Source organism: Pseudarthrobacter sp. NIBRBAC000502772 (assembly GCF_006517235.1).
Classification (GTDB): Bacteria; Actinomycetota; Actinomycetes; order Actinomycetales; family Micrococcaceae; genus Arthrobacter.
Genome location: NZ_CP041188.1, coordinates 1,524,025 through 1,540,279, shown reverse-complemented (window position 1 = coordinate 1,540,279; position 16,255 = coordinate 1,524,025). Strand labels below are relative to the sequence as shown.

At 66.2% G+C, this 16,255-nt stretch carries 17 protein-coding genes; 7 read left to right on the top strand and 10 right to left on the bottom strand.

The genetic code is table 11. The annotated features are described in order from the left end of the window. Positions 1-157 precede the first annotated feature (157 nt). Entirely contained in the window at positions 158-1,513 is a 1,356-nt protein-coding gene (locus NIBR502772_RS07345; RefSeq protein WP_141139680.1) for a DUF1524 domain-containing protein, read from the bottom strand. Positions 1,514-1,875: 362 nt separating this feature from the next. On the opposite strand from NIBR502772_RS07345, the gene NIBR502772_RS07340 reads away from it, so the two are divergent. Then, a complete protein-coding gene (locus tag NIBR502772_RS07340) occupies positions 1,876-2,574 on the top strand; it encodes a DUF2306 domain-containing protein (RefSeq protein ID WP_141139679.1) in 699 nt (232 codons plus the stop codon). A gap of 303 nt (positions 2,575-2,877) precedes the next feature. Here NIBR502772_RS07340 and NIBR502772_RS07335 read toward each other — a convergent pair whose 3' ends face one another. The 4 genes from NIBR502772_RS07335 to NIBR502772_RS07325 form a co-directional block, all read right to left on the bottom strand. Continuing rightward, entirely contained in the window at positions 2,878-3,744 is an 867-nt protein-coding gene (locus NIBR502772_RS07335) for an alpha/beta fold hydrolase (RefSeq protein WP_246848721.1), read from the bottom strand. Positions 3,745-3,757: 13 nt separating this feature from the next. Then, positions 3,758-4,144, bottom strand: coding sequence for a hypothetical protein (locus tag NIBR502772_RS07330; protein ID WP_141139678.1), 387 nt, complete (start codon positions 4,142-4,144; stop codon positions 3,758-3,760). A gap of 111 nt (positions 4,145-4,255) precedes the next feature. After that, positions 4,256-4,399, bottom strand: a complete 144-nt coding sequence (locus NIBR502772_RS22375) for a hypothetical protein (protein WP_156380336.1) — start codon at positions 4,397-4,399, stop codon at positions 4,256-4,258. 47 nt (positions 4,400-4,446) lie between these two features. Continuing rightward, entirely contained in the window at positions 4,447-5,274 is an 828-nt protein-coding gene (locus NIBR502772_RS07325) for a hypothetical protein (protein WP_141139677.1), read from the bottom strand. A 99-nt stretch (positions 5,275-5,373) separates the two neighbouring features. Between NIBR502772_RS07325 and NIBR502772_RS07320 the strand changes: the two genes are divergently transcribed. Both NIBR502772_RS07320 and NIBR502772_RS07315 read left to right on the top strand, forming a co-directional pair. Then, on the top strand, positions 5,374-8,067 hold the full coding sequence (locus NIBR502772_RS07320; protein ID WP_141139676.1) for a PEP/pyruvate-binding domain-containing protein: 2,694 nt from the start codon (positions 5,374-5,376) through the stop codon (positions 8,065-8,067). Positions 8,068-8,088: 21 nt separating this feature from the next. Continuing rightward, positions 8,089-8,679, top strand: coding sequence for a dihydrofolate reductase family protein (locus NIBR502772_RS07315; protein WP_141139675.1), 591 nt, complete (start codon positions 8,089-8,091; stop codon positions 8,677-8,679). Positions 8,680-8,703: 24 nt separating this feature from the next. On the opposite strand, the gene NIBR502772_RS07310 is transcribed toward NIBR502772_RS07315, so the two are convergent. From NIBR502772_RS07310 to NIBR502772_RS07300, 3 genes are all read right to left on the bottom strand, one after another. Next, positions 8,704-10,026 (bottom strand): alpha-amylase family protein, encoded by a 1,323-nt coding sequence (locus tag NIBR502772_RS07310; RefSeq protein WP_141139674.1) that lies wholly within the window; start codon positions 10,024-10,026, stop codon positions 8,704-8,706. Positions 10,027-10,164: 138 nt separating this feature from the next. Further along, positions 10,165-10,467 carry a hypothetical protein gene (locus NIBR502772_RS07305; protein ID WP_141139673.1) on the bottom strand — a complete coding sequence of 101 codons (303 nt, stop codon included), beginning with the start codon at positions 10,465-10,467 and terminating at the stop codon, positions 10,165-10,167. Positions 10,468-10,763: 296 nt separating this feature from the next. After that, a complete protein-coding gene (locus NIBR502772_RS07300) occupies positions 10,764-11,168 on the bottom strand; it encodes a VOC family protein (RefSeq protein ID WP_141139672.1) in 405 nt (134 codons plus the stop codon). 207 nt (positions 11,169-11,375) lie between these two features. Here NIBR502772_RS07300 and NIBR502772_RS07295 point away from each other — a divergent pair, with 207 nt between their 5' ends. The 4 genes from NIBR502772_RS07295 to NIBR502772_RS07280 all read left to right on the top strand — a co-directional run bounded on the left by NIBR502772_RS07295 (position 11,376) and on the right by NIBR502772_RS07280 (position 14,215). Beyond that, positions 11,376-12,581: a serine/threonine-protein kinase gene (locus NIBR502772_RS07295; protein ID WP_141139671.1), complete on the top strand. Its 1,206-nt coding sequence runs from the start codon at positions 11,376-11,378 to the stop codon at positions 12,579-12,581. Beyond that, positions 12,578-13,093, top strand: coding sequence for a hypothetical protein (locus tag NIBR502772_RS07290; RefSeq protein WP_141139670.1), 516 nt, complete (start codon positions 12,578-12,580; stop codon positions 13,091-13,093). The genes NIBR502772_RS07295 and NIBR502772_RS07290 overlap by 4 nt, the downstream gene beginning before the upstream one ends. 73 nt (positions 13,094-13,166) lie before the next feature. Next, entirely contained in the window at positions 13,167-13,685 is a 519-nt protein-coding gene (locus tag NIBR502772_RS07285) for a GNAT family N-acetyltransferase (protein ID WP_141139669.1), read from the top strand. A 260-nt stretch (positions 13,686-13,945) separates the two neighbouring features. Next, positions 13,946-14,215 carry a hypothetical protein gene (locus tag NIBR502772_RS07280; protein WP_141139668.1) on the top strand — a complete coding sequence of 90 codons (270 nt, stop codon included), beginning with the start codon at positions 13,946-13,948 and terminating at the stop codon, positions 14,213-14,215. A 42-nt stretch (positions 14,216-14,257) separates the two neighbouring features. Here NIBR502772_RS07280 and NIBR502772_RS07275 read toward each other — a convergent pair whose 3' ends face one another. Together NIBR502772_RS07275 and NIBR502772_RS07270 are read right to left on the bottom strand one after the other, a co-directional pair. Further along, on the bottom strand, positions 14,258-15,328 hold the full coding sequence (locus tag NIBR502772_RS07275; RefSeq protein WP_141139667.1) for a LacI family DNA-binding transcriptional regulator: 1,071 nt from the start codon (positions 15,326-15,328) through the stop codon (positions 14,258-14,260). A gap of 43 nt (positions 15,329-15,371) precedes the next feature. Then, positions 15,372-16,253, bottom strand: coding sequence for a glycerophosphodiester phosphodiesterase family protein (locus tag NIBR502772_RS07270; protein ID WP_141139666.1), 882 nt, complete (start codon positions 16,251-16,253; stop codon positions 15,372-15,374). Positions 16,254-16,255 lie beyond the last annotated feature (2 nt).

The window sequence follows — 16,255 nt, the reverse complement described above, 5'->3', positions numbered from 1 at the left end:
TGCAAAAAGAATGACCAGAAGCAGTACTACCGCCGCGACGATCCAGAAAAGCAGAGACGGATTCCAGCGGCGCTTAGGGCTGGCCGCAGGAATTGGACTATTTACCATTTTTCCCCCTTGGAAAATTTTCTAAATTGGTGAAGTAATTTGGGAATGGCTAGCTCTCGCAGGCCACGCCGTCGGAATCGCGATCGAGCCCGGCCCGGTAGCCGGCCTGGCCGGCATAGATCGGTGCGGCGCCAGCGGCCTTGGCCGCCGTGCAGTTGGCGTAGTATGCGGCGGCCGGAGCTGCAGGAGCAGGTGCCGGAACAACAGGCGCGGGAGCAAGCGGGGCAGGGGCCGGCACCACGGCCGCCGGGACAGGAGCGGGAGCTACCGGAGCAGCTGCCACCGCCGGTGCAGGCGCTGGTGCCGCGGCGACTGGTGCCTGCTGGTTAGTTGGTGCGAGCCGCCCGGAGCAGTCGGCCAGGATCCTGGCCATCGCGTCGTGCTCCGCCTGGGTGACCCACAGGCCGTACGTTGCCTTGACCGAAATCTGCCGGGCCACGTACTCGCACCGGAAGCCCTTGTTCGGCGGCAACCAGGTGGCTGCGTCGCCGTCGCCCTTTTTCATGTTGGTGGGACCATCCGTGGACTGGAGGTTAAGGGAGTCATTCGCGAAGGCTGTCCGCTGCTCCGTGGTCAGCTGCTGCGCGCCCTTCTGCCAGGCGTCGCTGAGGGCAACAACATGGTCGATCTGGACGGCGCTGCTGGTAGCACTCCCCCGCAGGAAGCCGATGGAAGTACCCGTGTAAGGATCCGCCAGAGTTCCTGACTGCACCTTGCAAGGCACGCTGTTGGTGTAAGTGATCCCCGTAAGGTCGCGCTTGAGCGTGTCATTCCGCGTGTCGCAGCCGTTACGGTCTACGTCTGCCCAGGCCTGCCCAAAGAGCGCGCGGTCATATCCTGTCTTCGGCGCCCGGCCCTTGATGGGAAGGGTTGCCAGCAGGTCGATCGCCTTGGTAGCAAAGGCGGGCTGCGTCTTCGGAGCCGTGACGTCGTTCGCCACGAGGCTTGGAGTCTCAGGATCAAGCGGGGCGCCCGTGGCTTGCGCGGTTGGAACGGACGACGGCGTCGGCGTCGCTTTTGCAGATGCGCTCGCTGTGGCGGTTCCCGGCGAGGCATTCCAGTCCGAGGAAGCTGTCTGAAGGTCCTCCGCGTTCGTACGCGGCAGCGCGACGGCGCCGCCGATGAAGAGAGCGAAGGAGACCGCAAGGGCTATGGCCCCTGACCTCCGCTTGGCGGGAAGCCACGCCCAGGAACGCCGCCCGGTCACCAAAATGTAGAGGCCGGTAAGGCCACCGGAGATGGCCAGGAATACCAGCGCGCCTCCAACTCCGCCGCTGAACGCCCCGATGATCACAAAGAGCGCAGTAATGCCTCCGACAATAAACGTGGAAGCACGTGGCCTGCCTGGTGGTCTTGGCCCGGGACCAGCTGCGCCCGGAGCCCAGAGCACTCCATTGTTCGACATTATTTCCCCCAAATAATAAAAGCCCGACAATTAGCCGGGCTTTTACCCTGTCGACGCTTGCGTCACTGAAGACCCTATTTCTGCGGCGGCTGCGAACGGCGGATACTTCGCGGATCCTGGCACAACATTGATCCGGTCTTGAGCTAATCTTGAGCGGTTCGTCGATCGGGGAATTCGGGGCTTAATAATCGAAATAGGTGCTAAGGGAGGACGTACTTTGCTGTTTTCCCATATTTACGAAGAGGCCTCGTGCCTATCGTCTATCCGGACCGGATGCAGTACGTTGGCCGTACGAATAGCGTGGTGCTGGGCACCGTATTCCGGCGCCAACTCTCCAAATTGCGATCCAGAGAAGCGAACTCATGAAATCTGCAACCCTTCCCCGCTCCCGTCAAAGCCCCCGGGCCCGCTGGCTCGTACCTGCCGCCCTGATCCTCCTCAGCCTCGTCCCGGTCATCGCCGGGACCGTGCGACTGACCGAGCTCTCGGGAGGTCAGATCACGCCGGATAACGCGCGGTTCTTCGATTCGCCAGTCCCCGTCCTGATCCATATCCCCACCGTCACGGTGTACCTGGTGCTGGGGGCGTTTCAGTTCGTTCCCTCGCTTCGACGGGGCAAGCGCGGCAGGGCCAGCTGGCACAAAATCGCGGGACGCATTCTTGCCCCCACCGGCCTGCTCGCCGCCCTGTCGGGTTTGTGGATGGCAGTTTTCTACGATCTCCCGCCCCTGGACGGGCCGCTGCTGCTCGTCCTTCGGCTGGCCTTCGGGTCCGCCATGGTGGCGTTCATTGTCCTGGGATTTATCGCCGTGCGGCGCCGGAACTACGTCCGGCACAGCGAATGGATGTCGCGGGCGTACGCCATCGGCATCGCCCAGGGAACCATTGTTGTGGTGACCATTCCGTGGATTCTCCTGGTGGGGCCGGTTGACGAACTGACCCGGGCGCTTCTGATTGGCGCATCATGGGTACTCAGCCTGGCGGTCGCCGAATACTTCATCCACCGGCGCGCCCAAGTGCCAACGCGAGCGGCGCTCCCAAGCCGTGCGCCGTCGTCGTAATTCCCGACGGCGGCCGCTGGCCGGGTGCCTAAGGTCTAGTAAGTGCGCTTACGGGTTGGGATCTAAACTTAATCATGGACACGATCCCGGCGGTTTTCCTCGTCATCGGGGCAGCGTTTGCCTGGCTGGGCGTGACGCTGGTGGTTATCCTCCGGACTCGCCACCGTAGGAGTGGATCGAGGCCGGTGCATCCGGCGCATCCCACTGACCAGGCTCACCTTCGTAACGGCATCCGCTGGCGCCGCCTCCGCCGGATCGCGGACCAGAACACTGGAACTCCGTCGAGACGACGCGGCCTGAGAGTCAGGAAGGTCCGCCATTGATGCCTGGCGATAATCGGGTGGAAGGCAACGAAGCCCTAGCGCCAGACGGATCGTCTCGCATCCCATCCTCCATACGGACAAGCCACTCGCCGAGGAGGGCACCGGTGAGTGCCGGCTGGTCAAGATGTGCGTTGTGGCCGGCCCGGTCGAGAACCGCAAACGTGGATTGCACGTAGTGGCCGGAAAGGGCGATCTGGTCCTGGAACCCCACCACGTGGTCTTGGCGTCCCGTAATAATCACGGTTGGGCGTTGGAACTTCGGGGATCGATGCTCTGGCTCTCGACCCAGGGCATAACTGCTCGAAATTCGTTGGACGGCCGCCTGGTCAAAGGCCCGCAAGCCGGGGAGCACGGATTCGCGGAACCGGAGCCAGTTCTCCATAGATTGGACCACTGCCATCTCCTCGTAGTCCGCCGCGTCCCGGGGGTCTAAGGACGCCACAAGGACCTGGTCCTTTTGCAGGACAGTTTGGGCCGGCACAGTTCGTGCCCCGTGCTCGGCCACTGCCACCGGGCAAAGGAGTGCGAGGCCCAGGACCTGGTCGCCGAATTCAGCCACAACGTGCCGGGCGATCATCCCGCCAAATGAATTGCCCAGGACCGCGAATTTTTCGTCTCCGAAAGTTGTCCGTGCGAAGGAGACAACGGCTTCCGCGACGGCATCTGCGCTGTCAACCTCGGGCCCTGCTGGGGACTGGCCCATGCCCGGAAGGTCAACATAAACGCGTCTCCACCGTCCTTGCAGGGCAAAAACGGAATCGAGCCCCAGCAACAGGTGATGATCCACGCAGAAGCCATGGATCATCAGGATCGGAGTGCCGGATCCAAATTCAACGGAATGCATCATTGAAAGCTTCACCTCAGCCGCGGGAGCTCTGCGCAGGCTGAAAGTAATCGGTCAGGAACCCAGCCAGGACACATGCCAGAATGACCCCCGTGGCTGGCAGGAGCGATACCGGGCCGACGAAATCGCGGACGTCGCTCCTGAAGAGCAGCATCAGGAGGACCACAACGAGGACGTAGGCGAGCGCTATCCCTAAGCCCACCATCGTGATGATGCTCCCGCGTGTCCGCCTCTTCTTCTTGGGAAACTGCTTCGCGTACTCCTCGGCTGTGCCAAAGGTGGCTTCCGCAGCAGTCCCGGTGGCGGCCCCATGCGCCCGCACGTCATCCAGTACGTCGGCGATCTCCGGTTCCGACAATCCACCCACTCTGAGGTTGAAGGTCAGCTTTCGCACATAGCTCATGGTTGTCCCCTGTCGGATTGTCCGGATTTCGGTGCTGGCTCATGCGCCAAGGCGACCATCGGCACCCAACCCGGGTGCCGCCGTCGTGCTCTGCGATCCTGTTCCACCGCGTCAGGACACGCGGCGGAATTCCCCTGGCCGGAGCTGGACGTGGATGGGCAGCACCAGCTGGATGTGGGTGTCGCCGATGGGCTTGTCGAGCAGCTCGTTAATCGACGTCTGCCCTTCCAACTCGCTGTGCTGGTTTTTGCCCATGTATCGAGCTTATGTGCGCCACGGCGGGAGTGAATCCAAAGACACGGCTACGCGGCTGGAACCAGCTTGTAGGTGAAGCGGCCGTCCAGGCCACCGCCCGTGCTCATGGTCAGGTCCACTCCCTCGGTGGGCAGCACCACGGGCGCCGTGAACACCTGACCGTTGCACGGGACCTGCACGGGGGCCAGAACTTCAGCACCCGCCGCAGTGGCCGCCGACAGCTCGGCCCCTGGTGGTCCTGCGCAGACGAAATGCAGTTCGTACTGGCCCGGTTTGGCCATGAGTGTTCCGGTGGTGGTTGAGTTCGCGCTGATGGAACCACGCAACTCACCGGGCAAATACGGTTGCAGCTGCTGCACCGACCACTCTGAAAAGTCCTCCATCTCCGAAGCCCGCGGGTCCGTGTTGGCCTGCACTTTGACCCCAGTTGCGGACGGCCTGCCCGTCGGCGGGACCGCGCTGATGGTGATGGGCCCGCCGGGGTGCCTCATGAACCGGTCCAGCGGGGCGTCGCACTCAAAGCTCGCGGCCTCCGGTATGCCGTCAGCCTTCACCATGGTGAGTTTGGCCCCGTAAACGCCGGCACAGGCGCCCGTGACCGTGTAGTCTCCCGGCGCCAGAACAAGGGAAAGTTTCCCGGCCGGCTCTGCTTCCGACGGCATGCCGGGATCCGATGCCGGTGCCCCGAGCAGACGCGCCACTTCAGCGGCATTTTCATCGAAGGACCGGGGCTGGGGTGTCGCTGCCGGCGAGGATGGTTGAGCCGGCCGCTCATCCGGGCCGCTGTACTCACACCCCGCAAGCGGAACGACGAGAACGGCCACAACCAACAGGACTCGTCCGTGCCGAGTCTGCATCCCCCAAAGAGCTGACATGACCCCGAGTCTATGGCCTCTTGTCTGCGGCAGTGCCAGTATGTGGAGAATCAGGTTCGCTGCAGGCGCCCCATAACCGGGCAGTAAGGACGCGCGGTCATGACCTACGTCAACAGTTTGGCCGATATGGGAGCAGCCGACATCGCCATGGCCGGCGGCAAGGCCGTGGGCCTGGGCGGCCTCCTTCAGGCCGGTCTCCCGGTCCCTCCCGGGTTTGTGCTGAACACCGCAGCGTATTCGCATTTTGTGGAGGCCAACCACTTTGATGCCCGCATCCAGGAACTGGCCACCCTGTCACCGCAGGCGTCGCCCAAGGACTACGCGGACGCCTCGGAGCGGATCCGCACCCTGGTCACGGCCGGCACCATGCCGGCGGACATCGCAGCGGAACTCGGCGCCGCCTACGGGCGCCTCAGTGACGCGCGTCTCGACGACGGCGGGGAAACGGCCGTTGCGGTGCGTTCCTCCGCCACGGCCGAGGACCTCGCCGCAGCCAGCTTCGCCGGGCAGCAGGAAACCTACCTGAACGTCCGCGGGGCCGAGGCGCTGTCCGCGGCCGTGATCGAATGCTGGGCCTCCCTGTGGACGGCGCGCGCCATGGCCTACCGCGCCCGCGAAGGCATCGGACCGGACTCGGTGCGCCTCGCCGTCGTGGTCCAGCGGATGGTGGAGGCCGAGGCCGCCGGGGTGATGTTCACCGCCAACCCGGCCAACGGGCGCCGCGACCAGATCGCCATCAGCGCCGCGTGGGGCCTGGGCGAATCCGTGGTCAGCGGGTCGGTCACCACGGATGACCTCGTCGTCGACGCCGGGACTGGCACCGTGCTGTCGCGGCACACGGCCGACAAGGCGGTTATGACTGTCTACGCCGAGCACGGCACCCGGGAGCAGCCGGTGGCGGCAGCCCGCCGTCGTGCGCCCGTACTGGACGACCGGGCAGCAGCCGAACTGGCCCGCCACGGAACCCGGAGTGCGGATCATTTCGGGGCACCGCAGGACATCGAGTGGGCGCGGACCGGCGACGGGTTCTTCATCCTGCAGTCCCGCCCCATCACGGCGCTGCCCGAACCGGCGGCCGACACCCCGGACACCTGGCCCGTGCCGTACCCGAAGGGGATGTACTTCCGGGCGAGCATCGTGGAACAGCTGCCGGACCCGCTCTCGCCGCTCTTCGCCGACCTGATTGACGGCTCGGTGTCCCGCTCGTTGCGGGCCTTGATGAACGAGGCCGTGGGCACGAACGTTATCCGCGAGGACGACGTGGGACTGCCCACCATCAACGGCTACGCCTATTACTACTACCGCACCTCGGGGATGTGGCGGGTGATGGGCAAGGCGCTGAAGGCGGTACGCGCGCTGGCCCGCGGCCAGGCGCACATGGGAGTGGCCGGCTGGCGCGAATTCTCGCATCCCCGCTACGAACGCGTGATCAAGGACTGGTCCGCGAAGCCCGTTGCGGAGCTCTCCGGTGCGGAACTGCTCGAGGGTGTTCAGGCGCTGCTGGACGCCGGCACCGTGTACTACACAGCCGTGCAGTCAGTCATTCCGCTCGCCGCAACCAGCGAAATCTCCTTCGGTGCGTATTACGACACGTTCGTCCGGCGCGAGGGGGATCCCCCCGCCCTGACGTTCATCCTCGGTTACGACAGCGAACCCATCCGGGCGGAGAAGTCGCTGTACGACCTGGCAGCCTGGGCCCGCGGCGTCCCCGGGCTCGCTTCTGCGATCCTGCATGAACCGACGACGGCGTTGGCCGAGTCCCAGCGAACGGGCTTCCCGCCTGCCGGGTTCAGTGAGCCGTTGTGGCAGTTGTGGCGTCCGCGCTTCCAGGACCACCTCCGCCGGTTCGGCCACGCGGTGTACAACCTGGACTTCGCCAGCCCGGTGCCGGCCGACGATCCGTCAGCGCTGCTGGGCACTGTGAAGTTCTACCTGCGGGGGAAGGGCACCGACCCGCACGAGCGGCAGCGGCTGTCGGCCGACCGCAGGGAGATCGCCACCAGCCGGATCTTCACCCGGCTCGGGCCGCGCCGCCGGGCCGCGTTCCTCCGGCTGCTCCGGTGGGCACAGAACACCGCCCCGATCCGCGAAGATGCCCTGGCCGACGTCGGCCTGGCCTGGCCGCTGCTGCGGCGGATGCTGCTGGAACTCGGGCAGCGGCTGGTGGACTCCGCGGTCATCGCCGAGCCCGCCGACGTGTTCTGGCTGCGGCACCAGGAGCTGCGCAGCGCCGTCGAGTTCGGCCTGGCCGCGCCGGGCGCACCGGGCGCACCGGCGGCCGTGGCCATTACCGGAGCCGACCGGCCCGTCCGCGCCGCCGCCGTCGAGGAGCGCAAGATGCTGTGGCGGGGCCAGGTGAAGGCCGCTGCCCCGCAACTGCTCCCGGAGAGCCGGTGGATGGAAAAGGCCTTCGGGTCCATGATGCCTGCAGGCTCGCAGCACCAACTCGGCGACATCATCACGGGCACCGGCGCGAGCGCGGGCCGGGTCACCGCCCCGGCCCGTGTCCTGCGGGGGCCGCAGGATTTCGCCCTGATGGAGCCCGGAGAGGTCCTGGTGGCCCGCATTACCACTCCCGCCTGGACCTCTCTGTTCGCGATGGCCTCCGCCGTGGTGACCGATGTGGGCGGCCCGTTGAGCCACAGCTCCATCGTGGCCCGGGAGTACGGCATCCCGGCCGTGCTCGGCACCGGAGTGGCCACCCAGCGGCTCACCAGCGGCCAGCAGATCCGCGTGGACGGCGACGCCGGCACCGTCACCATCGAGCAGCCGGGCCCTACTCAAGGGCCATGACCCGGTGGCATGATGGGGCGCATGAGCCGAGTCACGTGCGATCTGACCATCTCCCTCGACGGCTTCCTCGCCGGTCCGAACCAAAGCCCTGCGGAGCCGCTGGGCGAGAACGGCGAGCTCCTGCACCGGTGGATGTTTGAGGAACCCGAGGCCAACGCGGCCGCGATAGAAGGCATCCTCGAAGCCGGCGCCTACATCATGGGACGGAACATGTTCGCAGGTCCCGGGGCGTGGGATGAGGACTGGCGGGGATGGTGGGGTGAGGAGCCGCCCTATCACGCACCGGTTTTCGTGCTCACCCATCAGCCACGCGAGCCCCTGCAGATGCAGGGCGGCACCACGTTCAACTTCGTGACCGACGGCATCGAATCGGCGCTGGCCCGGGCGCGGGAGGCCGCCGGGAGCAAGGACGTTGCCATCGCCGGCGGAGCGCAGACCGCCCGGCAATACCTCTCGGCAGGGCTGATCGATGAGCTGCGGCTCCACACCGCGCCCATCATCCTGGGAGCGGGCGAACGGCTGCTCGACGGCGTCGGGAACCTCACGCTGGAGCCGACGGAAGTGAGCGGGACCGCCCTCGTCACTCACGTGCGCTACCGGGTGATCCGCTAGATAGAGCGTCCTCCCGCAGCTGGCTTAGCCCAGGACGGCCCACCCCCGCGGCGGCACCAGGATGGCGTTCGCACCGACATCGACGGTCGCCTGTCCGGCGACGACGGAGGTGGCGCCGGCGGCGCTGATCCGCTGGGTGTCGGGCGAGAGGTTCAGTGCGACCACGAGCGCATCGGCGTCAACCGCGATGCGGTATGCAAGCACCTCGTTGGAGAGCTGGAGGACCTCCGTGGTGGCACGGTGCAGCCAGGGGTTCCGTCTCCGCACCCCGATGAGCTCCTGGTGCACTGCGAAGATGGGCCTTCCCACGGCCGAGAGCTGGTCGGGAGCGGACGGGAACAGCGGCCTCACGTCGTCGTCGCCCCCTGCCCTGTCCTCCTTGACGCCCCGGTAGCCTTGCTCGTCGCCGTAGTAGATGGACGGCGTTCCGCCGACCGTGAGCAGGACGACGACGGCGTGCGGCACGAGTGCGGCATCGGTGAGCTTGCTCGCGATGCGGGTGACGTCGTGGTTGCCGATGAAGGTGAGCGGTGCGTAAGAGCCCAGGAGCGCGTTGTGTCGCTCGAGTGCGGCTGCGAGTTCGAAGAAGTTCGCGTCATTGAGCGAACTCCAGACAGCCTTCCAGAGCTCGTATTGCGTGGCGGAATCGAGTCCGCCGGACCGGACCTCCGCTGCATAGTCGCCGTGGATGTACTCGCCCACGAAGTACGCGTCCGGATGGGATGACCGGACGCGCGCGGTGACCGGAGCCCAGAACGACGACGGGACGGCATAGGCGGCGTCGAGTCGCCAGCCGTCCGCACCCCGGCGCAGCCAGTGCTCCATGACCTCTACGACGAAATCGGCGACGGCCGGCTCGTTATGGTTGAGCGCCACGAGGTGGTGGTGGCCCTCGAAGTCGCGGTACTCGGGTTCGACGCCGGGAGCGGCACCGTCGGGCCACTCCAGCGAGAACCAGGAGGCGGTGTCCGCCTCCGGCCCGCGCGCGAGGACATTTTGGAACGGCGCAAAGGAGCGCCCGGTGTGGTTGAAGACGCCGTCGAGCAGTATGCGCAGTCCGCGACGGTGTGCCTCTGCCACCAGGGTGTCGAAGTCCTGCTCGGATCCGAGCCTGGGATCGATCCGGAAGTAATCCGTGGTGTCGTACCCGTGCGTCTCCGACGCGAAGATGGGGCCGAGGGCCAGCCCCGACGCCCCGAGTTCCACCGCGTAGTCGAGCCACGGGACAATGTCCAGCAACCGGTGGTCAGCGGCGGGATCCGGCGTGGCGGTCTTCTCCGCGCCGACAAAACCGAGGGGATAGACCTGCCACCAGATGGCGTGCTGGACCCAGTCAGGTTCGTTCATGGCGCTGATACCCTTCCGTCCGTTCCTGGCCGCCTGGGAAGGCGGCAGGCTAGCCCGGGCGGGCCGGCGTCCCGTCCAGCCTATATCGGCCAGGACGCGGGCTGACCGCAACTGAGGGCCTGATCGGCTGGACTCACATTAGTGAAAGGGAAGCTCTGTGCCCTGTTGGAAAGGCAACACTCCTTGTGCGGGGGTCATGGTGAACCAGTCGCCGCCCTGCATGGTGGCAAAAATGATGACTCTCTGATTGGGATCGAGCGGATCGCCGTCCGGGTAGGACTCTCCTCCAGTGCATGTCGGGGGCATGGAGGAGATGCGCAGGTTCCCATCTCCGGGATCACCTTTGAGTACCTGCTCGACTTCCACAAGGTGGGTCGTGGCCTTGTGACCGTAAATCCTGGTCTCACCGGCCCGGCTTACAGGCTTTCCGATGAGCACCACGCCAGCATTGTCGTATTGGCCTTGAGGGGTCTCGAACCGGACCCAGTCAACGCATGCGAAGGGGCCGGCGCTTGGAACGAGACTGCTCGTTGAACCAAGGCTTGAACCGGTGGGCGTTGGGGAGTTGTTGGGGGCAGCGGAGCTGGTGGAGTTCGCCGTGGGTTCCGCAGTTCCCGGTCCGCCCGTCAGCTTGTCGCCGCATGACGTCAGCAGCATGGTGAAAAGTAGGGATGGAACTATGCATTGCCAGAACCGAATGCGCGTCATTATCCTACGCTCCCGGCGGATCCGGCCGGCTAGGATGCGGGCTCGTTCAGGTGTGCATCCCGGACGTCAGATGGTGTTGCGCCCTGAATGACCCAGCGGTTGCCATCCGGGTCAGCAAAGTACGCAAACTGCACTCCACCCATGTCCTGTATTTCGCTGACATCGGCGCCCCGGCGGACGAGCTCGGCTCGGACCGCGCCAATGTCGGGCACCACAAGCTGCAGGCCCTCGAGGCTGCCCGGCTTCATGCTCGTCATTCCTGTACCAATGACTATCGAGGCAGCCGAACCCGGCGGCGTCAGCTGCACGACCCGCATTCCCGGGATGTGCTCCACGTCGTGGTCAAGGACAAAGCCCAGCTTCTCGGTATAGAACGACTTCGACCGGTCGACATCGGCCACAGGTACTTGCACAACTTCAAGGCGCATCTCCATGCGCCTCACAGTACCGCCACCGGATGTACCGTGCGCTGCGAACACTGACTGGCGTTAGGCCTCAGGCCAGGCTCGGCTGGCTCGACAGTGATGCATTCGGCAAGGAAGCGCGTGTACTTCGAGTACATCACACATAGGCAGGCGGAACATAGTAAGTTGCCTTATGATTTTAGGTGACAGTGCCGCAGCGCACCGGGAGGAACGGATATGGTGGCGGAATCGCCCAGCTCCATCAGGACTGAAGTGCTCGGCGGACGTTACCGGCTGGGCGAAGTGATCGGTCGCGGCGGCATGTCGTCCGTGTACTGCGCTCGGGACGAAAACCTGGGCCGGGACGTGGCGTTGAAGCTCTTCGCACCCCAGACTCCCGACGCAGACGCGTTGAAACGACAGGAAGCTGAAATTACGCTGCTGGCGACGCTGAACCACCCCAGCCTCGTGACCCTGTTCGATGTCGGCGTCGACGAACGCGTCCCGGAGGAGCCCCGGCCGTTCCTGACGATGGAACTGGTGGAGGGCCAGGATCTGCGCAGCCGGATCAGACACAGCCAAGTCCCCTTGGACGAACTCGCCGTCATAGGAGCCGGCATCGCTGACGCACTGGCCTATGTCCACGGCCTTGGCATCCTCCACCGCGATATCAAGCCGGGCAACATCCTCTTGGTACAGACCCGGCCCGGTGAGCCGTTGCGGGCCAAGGTGGCCGACTTCGGCATCGCACGAATCGCTGACGCAACCCGCCTGACCGCAACCGGAGCAATGGTGGGCACCGCGGCGTACCTCAGCCCAGAGCAGGCCATGGGCTCCCCGCTCACCCCTGCCACAGACATCTATTCGCTGGGGCTGGTCCTGCTCGAATGCATCAAGCAGTCGATGGAATACCCCGGCAGCGCTGTGGAATCCGCCGTGGCCAGGCTGCACCGCGCGCCCAGAATTCCCGCGGATCTCCCAGCGGAGTGGGCCGACCTCATCCGTTCGATGACGGCAATCGAGCCGCTGGAACGACCGACAGCTGCGGACATCGAGACGGCGCTGCGGCAGGCCCTGGTCTCGCCGACATCCACTCCCGGCGGACTTGCCCCGGAAACCACACGTGTGCTGCCGGCCATGCCGTTCAGGACGCCGTCCGTCACCGCAGAATCACCCTCCCCTGATCTGCGGGCAAGGCCGGTGCCTGGTTCCGATCAGCCCAGCAGACCCCGGGGAACGCGCCGGCGAAGGCCGGCTCGTGCGGGACAGAAGATGCGACTCCCGGTGCTGGCCATCCTTATCCTTGTTGCGCTGGCAGGCGGGGCCGCGGCCCTGACAGCGGGCCAGGCGCCAGAGTCCCCACCCGGCGTCGTGCCTTACCCTGCGGTGAGCGGCACCCTGGGTGACCACCTTCAGGAACTTCAGAAGAGTGTGGAACCATGACCCCGCTTCGGTCCAAGAACCAAAGCGCCCGATCGTGGGGAGCCGGCCTTGCCGCCGCCTTGATGCTGTCGGCATCACTCGCCGGCTGCGGCCCGGCCGCTACCGGCCTGCAGCGCGACACGGCCTCCCATCTCCAGGAAGTCGTGCTCGGCGTGAGCCAGGCTGCGGCCGCCAACGATCACTCCGCCGCGCTCACGGCACTGGAGAGCCTGGAGGCGGACGTGGCATCTGCGGCCGGTAGCGGCCAGGTTTCCGAGGAACGGCGCCGGCGCATCATGGCCGGCATCACCGCCGTCAGGTCCGACCTCAATGCTGCCGCAGAAGCCGCCGTGGCAGCGAAAGCAGCTGAAGAAGCAGCAGCGGAGAAGACCAAGGCCGCCGCGGAAGCCGCCGCGCAGGCCACGCAGGCCGCCCAGGAAAACAGTACGCCCGCACCGGCACCGGCACCGGCCGCAGTTCCGGTGCCAGCCCCCGCACCGGAACAGGGGAAAGGCAAGAACAAGAACGGCTGACGAGGATACGGCACCGCCCTGGCCAGCGCCATGCCGATTTTTCCAGGACGACGAGCCGGACTACGCTCGTGAGATGCCTGTTCTTATCGCTCCGGACGTCGCCTATCATGCCTCCTGGCTGGAAGGATCCGCGGAATTTGACGGCGCCAACCGGGGCGGCGCGGGCCCCGTGGACTGGTCCCTGGAAGAACTCAACGATGCCCCGACGTTCCGGCGCTTTGTCGATGCCCGCATCAAAGATGCCCTGCCGGAGACCCCGCGCAAGCCGGAGCACGTGCCCTGCACGTACTTGTGGATTGTGGAGGGTCACACGTTCCTTGGCTCGCTGGCCATCAGGCACGAGCTGAACGATCACCTCCTCAACGAGGGCGGGCACATCGGCTACAGCGTGCGGCCCTCTGCCAGGCGCCGCGGCCACGCCGCGGCCGCTTTGGCCCACGCCCTGCCGATGGCCCGGGACCTGGGAATCCGCCGGGCGCTTCTCACCTGCGATGAGGACAACGCCGGCTCCCGGGCGACCATCGAAAAGAACGGCGGCGTCTGGGAGGATACGCGCAACGGCAAACGACGCTACTGGATCAATACCGTCTGACCGGTTGAACGCAGCCTGGACACCTGCGCAATTACGAGGGAGAACGCGAGCCACTCCCAGAGAATAATCCGCACAATGCGGATCTCGCGACGCCGTCCTCCACATTCATGGTCCCGTCCCCCACGAACCCGTGCTTGCGATAGAACGCCTGCGCCCGAGGAGGGCGGCCACGATGCCGGTTCCGCGCTCAGCCGCCACGACGTACAACCCGTAGAGGTGCGTGGCCCACTGCGACCCGGATCGCGGCGGGCGAGGCGGCAATGCGCGAGGCCGGGTTCGACATCGTGCCGTGCCAGGTTTCAGCCGACCCTGACGAGTCCGAAAAGATGGTCCGCGAATGCCTCGCCGTCCGACCCGTCCAGGTGGCCATGATCGGCGCGGGTGTGCGGATGGCCGAGGAGCACACCCTGCTGTTCGAGCGCGTCGTCAACCTGCTTAGCGAGCTCGTCCCCGGCATCGTGTTCTGCTTCAACACCTCGCCGGAGACCACCATCGACGCATTGCGCCGAAGGGCACGCCCCAGCAACTGACGCGACTGCAACTGAGACGACAAACCCCGGCGAGGCTTTCGTTTACGCGGCCGGGCCCAGCGTTGCCCCGGGTACGAATTCACCGGTGAACTTTTCGTGCCGGACCTGGGTCCCGCCGCGGTTGCTCATGAGGCTCTCCAGGACGTCGACCCCGCGCGCCGCGACTTGTTCCACCGGGATGCGCAGCGTCGCCAGTCCAATGAGGTCCAGGCCCGGGATGATGCCGTCGCAGCCCGTTACAGATACGTCGCCGGGGACATCCAGGCCGGCGGCGCGGGCGGCCCGGAGGAAGATCATGGCCCTGATGTCGTTGGGGAACATGGCGGCTGTGACCCCACCGTCGCGGACAAGGTCCAGGATCCGGGCGATGCCTGCCTCCGGCTGGCCGAAGGCGTCGGTCTCGATTCGGTGGACCGTCAGCCCGCGGCCTTCCAGGTGGACCGCCATGGACCGGCCTCGGCGGTTCTCGGCGGTGGAGACCGACGCTGTCGGAATCAGCACGGCCACGGACCTGTGCCCGGCCGAGGCCACCTTGTCTGCGAGCATGGCCCCGTGGACGTCCTCGTTGTAAGACACCCCGTGGATCCGGGGATGGTCCTCCACCCTGCCCACCGAAACCACCGGCACGCTGTCCAGGAACGGTTCCAGGTCCGCGGCCTTGATGACACCGGTGGAGACCAGCAGTCCGCCCACGCGCAGTCCGAGCATGCGGCGCAGGGCGGCGAGTTCGTCCTCGGCCCCCTCTTTCCAGTGCGGCACGGCCGTGATGAGCTCCAGCCCGTGGCCGCTCACCGCTTCCTGCACCAGGGAGTGCAGCCGGCCGTACGCCGGATTGCGGGGGTCGCGCAGGAGCAGGCCCACCAGGTCGGAGCTTCGCTTGGAGAGCCCCTGCGCCATGGCATTGGGAACATAGCCGAGTTCGCGCACGGCCCTGAAAACTCTCTCCCGAGTCGCGGCGGAGACCGGCGGGTTGCCCACCAGAACACGGGAGACTGTTGCCCGGGACACGTTGGCGGCCCGCGCCACGTCTTCCATCCGGATCTTCAGTCCCTCGCGCGGTACCTCCGCGTCCTCCCGCGACCGGTCCCCCGCCGTCGTCCGTGTCCTCGGCATTTTCGGCTCCCCTTACCCTTGCTCGTTCGATCCGGTCCTCACTCTATTGCGTCCCCGCCCCGGCCAGTGCCAGCGCCGCCTGCTGCCGGTTGCGGTAGGGAACCAGCAGGCCCGGCCAGTCCGTCTGGATGATCCCGGCCCCCAGCGTCATCAGCTTGCCCCAGCCGTCGGCGGGCGATCCCAGCACGGAAGCCTCGTCATCCCAGCCCGCGAAGAGCGGCACCCTGTTGCTGAGGTTGATCGCGTTCAGCAGCGCAAAGAGACCCTGCCCGTGCAGCCAGTCGAGGTAGCCGGCGTCAGCGAACTCGTGGTCCGGCGACGGGGCCAGCAGCTCCATGCCGACGGTGTTGATTCCGTCAGCGGCCAGCACCTGCAGCACCTCCTCGTGGGACCTGACGATCGGCGCGAACGGATACTTCACCGGATGCGCGGCGAGCACGTCCAGCAGCTCCACATCGACCGGCGACTTGAACAGCAGCCGGCCCGGCTCCGCGCTCCGGTCCAGGAACGGCAGCAGCCGCGGCCACGAGCCCCAGGAACGGTCCACATTGAACAGCGTCTTCGGGTGCGACCGGAGCACGTCTTCCAGCCGCGCCACCCCATAGGGGGCGCCCTGGTGGGTGCACCACTGGTAGCTCAGGTCCAGGATCTGCGCCGTGGACAGCGTCCCGATATTCTGGGCGATGCCGAAGTGCATCGACTCGTAGCCGTCGTGGAACAGGAAGAAGTCACCGTCCGTGGATTCGACGACGTCGATCTCCACCATGTCCGCGCCCTGGGCCAACGCGGCGGTGATGGCGGGCTCTGTGTTCTCCGCGATGGTGCCCAGCCCGGTGCCGCGGTGCACCGCGATCAGTGGCCGCCGCCTGGCAAATGCTGCGTTGAGGGGCTCGTTGATCGAGGCGTAGATGCTCTGTCCAAACATGG

Bases quoted from the DNA above. Each gene is read 5' to 3' on its own strand.
- NIBR502772_RS07345 (WP_141139680.1), bottom strand. From the start codon at position 1,513: ATGTCGAACAATGGAGTGCTCTGGGCTCCGGGCGCAGCTGGTCCCGGG.
- NIBR502772_RS07340 (WP_141139679.1), top strand. From the start codon at position 1,876: ATGAAATCTGCAACCCTTCCCCGCTCCCGTCAAAGCCCCCGGGCCCGC.
- NIBR502772_RS07335 (WP_246848721.1), bottom strand. From the start codon at position 3,744: ATGATGCATTCCGTTGAATTTGGATCCGGCACTCCGATCCTGATGATC.
- NIBR502772_RS07330 (WP_141139678.1), bottom strand. From the start codon at position 4,144: ATGAGCTATGTGCGAAAGCTGACCTTCAACCTCAGAGTGGGTGGATTG.
- NIBR502772_RS22375 (WP_156380336.1), bottom strand. From the start codon at position 4,399: ATGGGCAAAAACCAGCACAGCGAGTTGGAAGGGCAGACGTCGATTAAC.
- NIBR502772_RS07325 (WP_141139677.1), bottom strand. From the start codon at position 5,274: ATGTCAGCTCTTTGGGGGATGCAGACTCGGCACGGACGAGTCCTGTTG.
- NIBR502772_RS07320 (WP_141139676.1), top strand. From the start codon at position 5,374: ATGACCTACGTCAACAGTTTGGCCGATATGGGAGCAGCCGACATCGCC.
- NIBR502772_RS07315 (WP_141139675.1), top strand. From the start codon at position 8,089: ATGAGCCGAGTCACGTGCGATCTGACCATCTCCCTCGACGGCTTCCTC.
- NIBR502772_RS07310 (WP_141139674.1), bottom strand. From the start codon at position 10,026: ATGAACGAACCTGACTGGGTCCAGCACGCCATCTGGTGGCAGGTCTAT.
- NIBR502772_RS07300 (WP_141139672.1), bottom strand. From the start codon at position 11,168: ATGGAGATGCGCCTTGAAGTTGTGCAAGTACCTGTGGCCGATGTCGAC.
- NIBR502772_RS07295 (WP_141139671.1), top strand. From the start codon at position 11,376: ATGGTGGCGGAATCGCCCAGCTCCATCAGGACTGAAGTGCTCGGCGGA.
- NIBR502772_RS07290 (WP_141139670.1), top strand. From the start codon at position 12,578: ATGACCCCGCTTCGGTCCAAGAACCAAAGCGCCCGATCGTGGGGAGCC.
- NIBR502772_RS07285 (WP_141139669.1), top strand. From the start codon at position 13,167: ATGCCTGTTCTTATCGCTCCGGACGTCGCCTATCATGCCTCCTGGCTG.
- NIBR502772_RS07280 (WP_141139668.1), top strand. From the start codon at position 13,946: ATGCGCGAGGCCGGGTTCGACATCGTGCCGTGCCAGGTTTCAGCCGAC.
- NIBR502772_RS07275 (WP_141139667.1), bottom strand. From the start codon at position 15,328: ATGCCGAGGACACGGACGACGGCGGGGGACCGGTCGCGGGAGGACGCG.
- NIBR502772_RS07270 (WP_141139666.1), bottom strand. From the start codon at position 16,253: ATGTTTGGACAGAGCATCTACGCCTCGATCAACGAGCCCCTCAACGCA.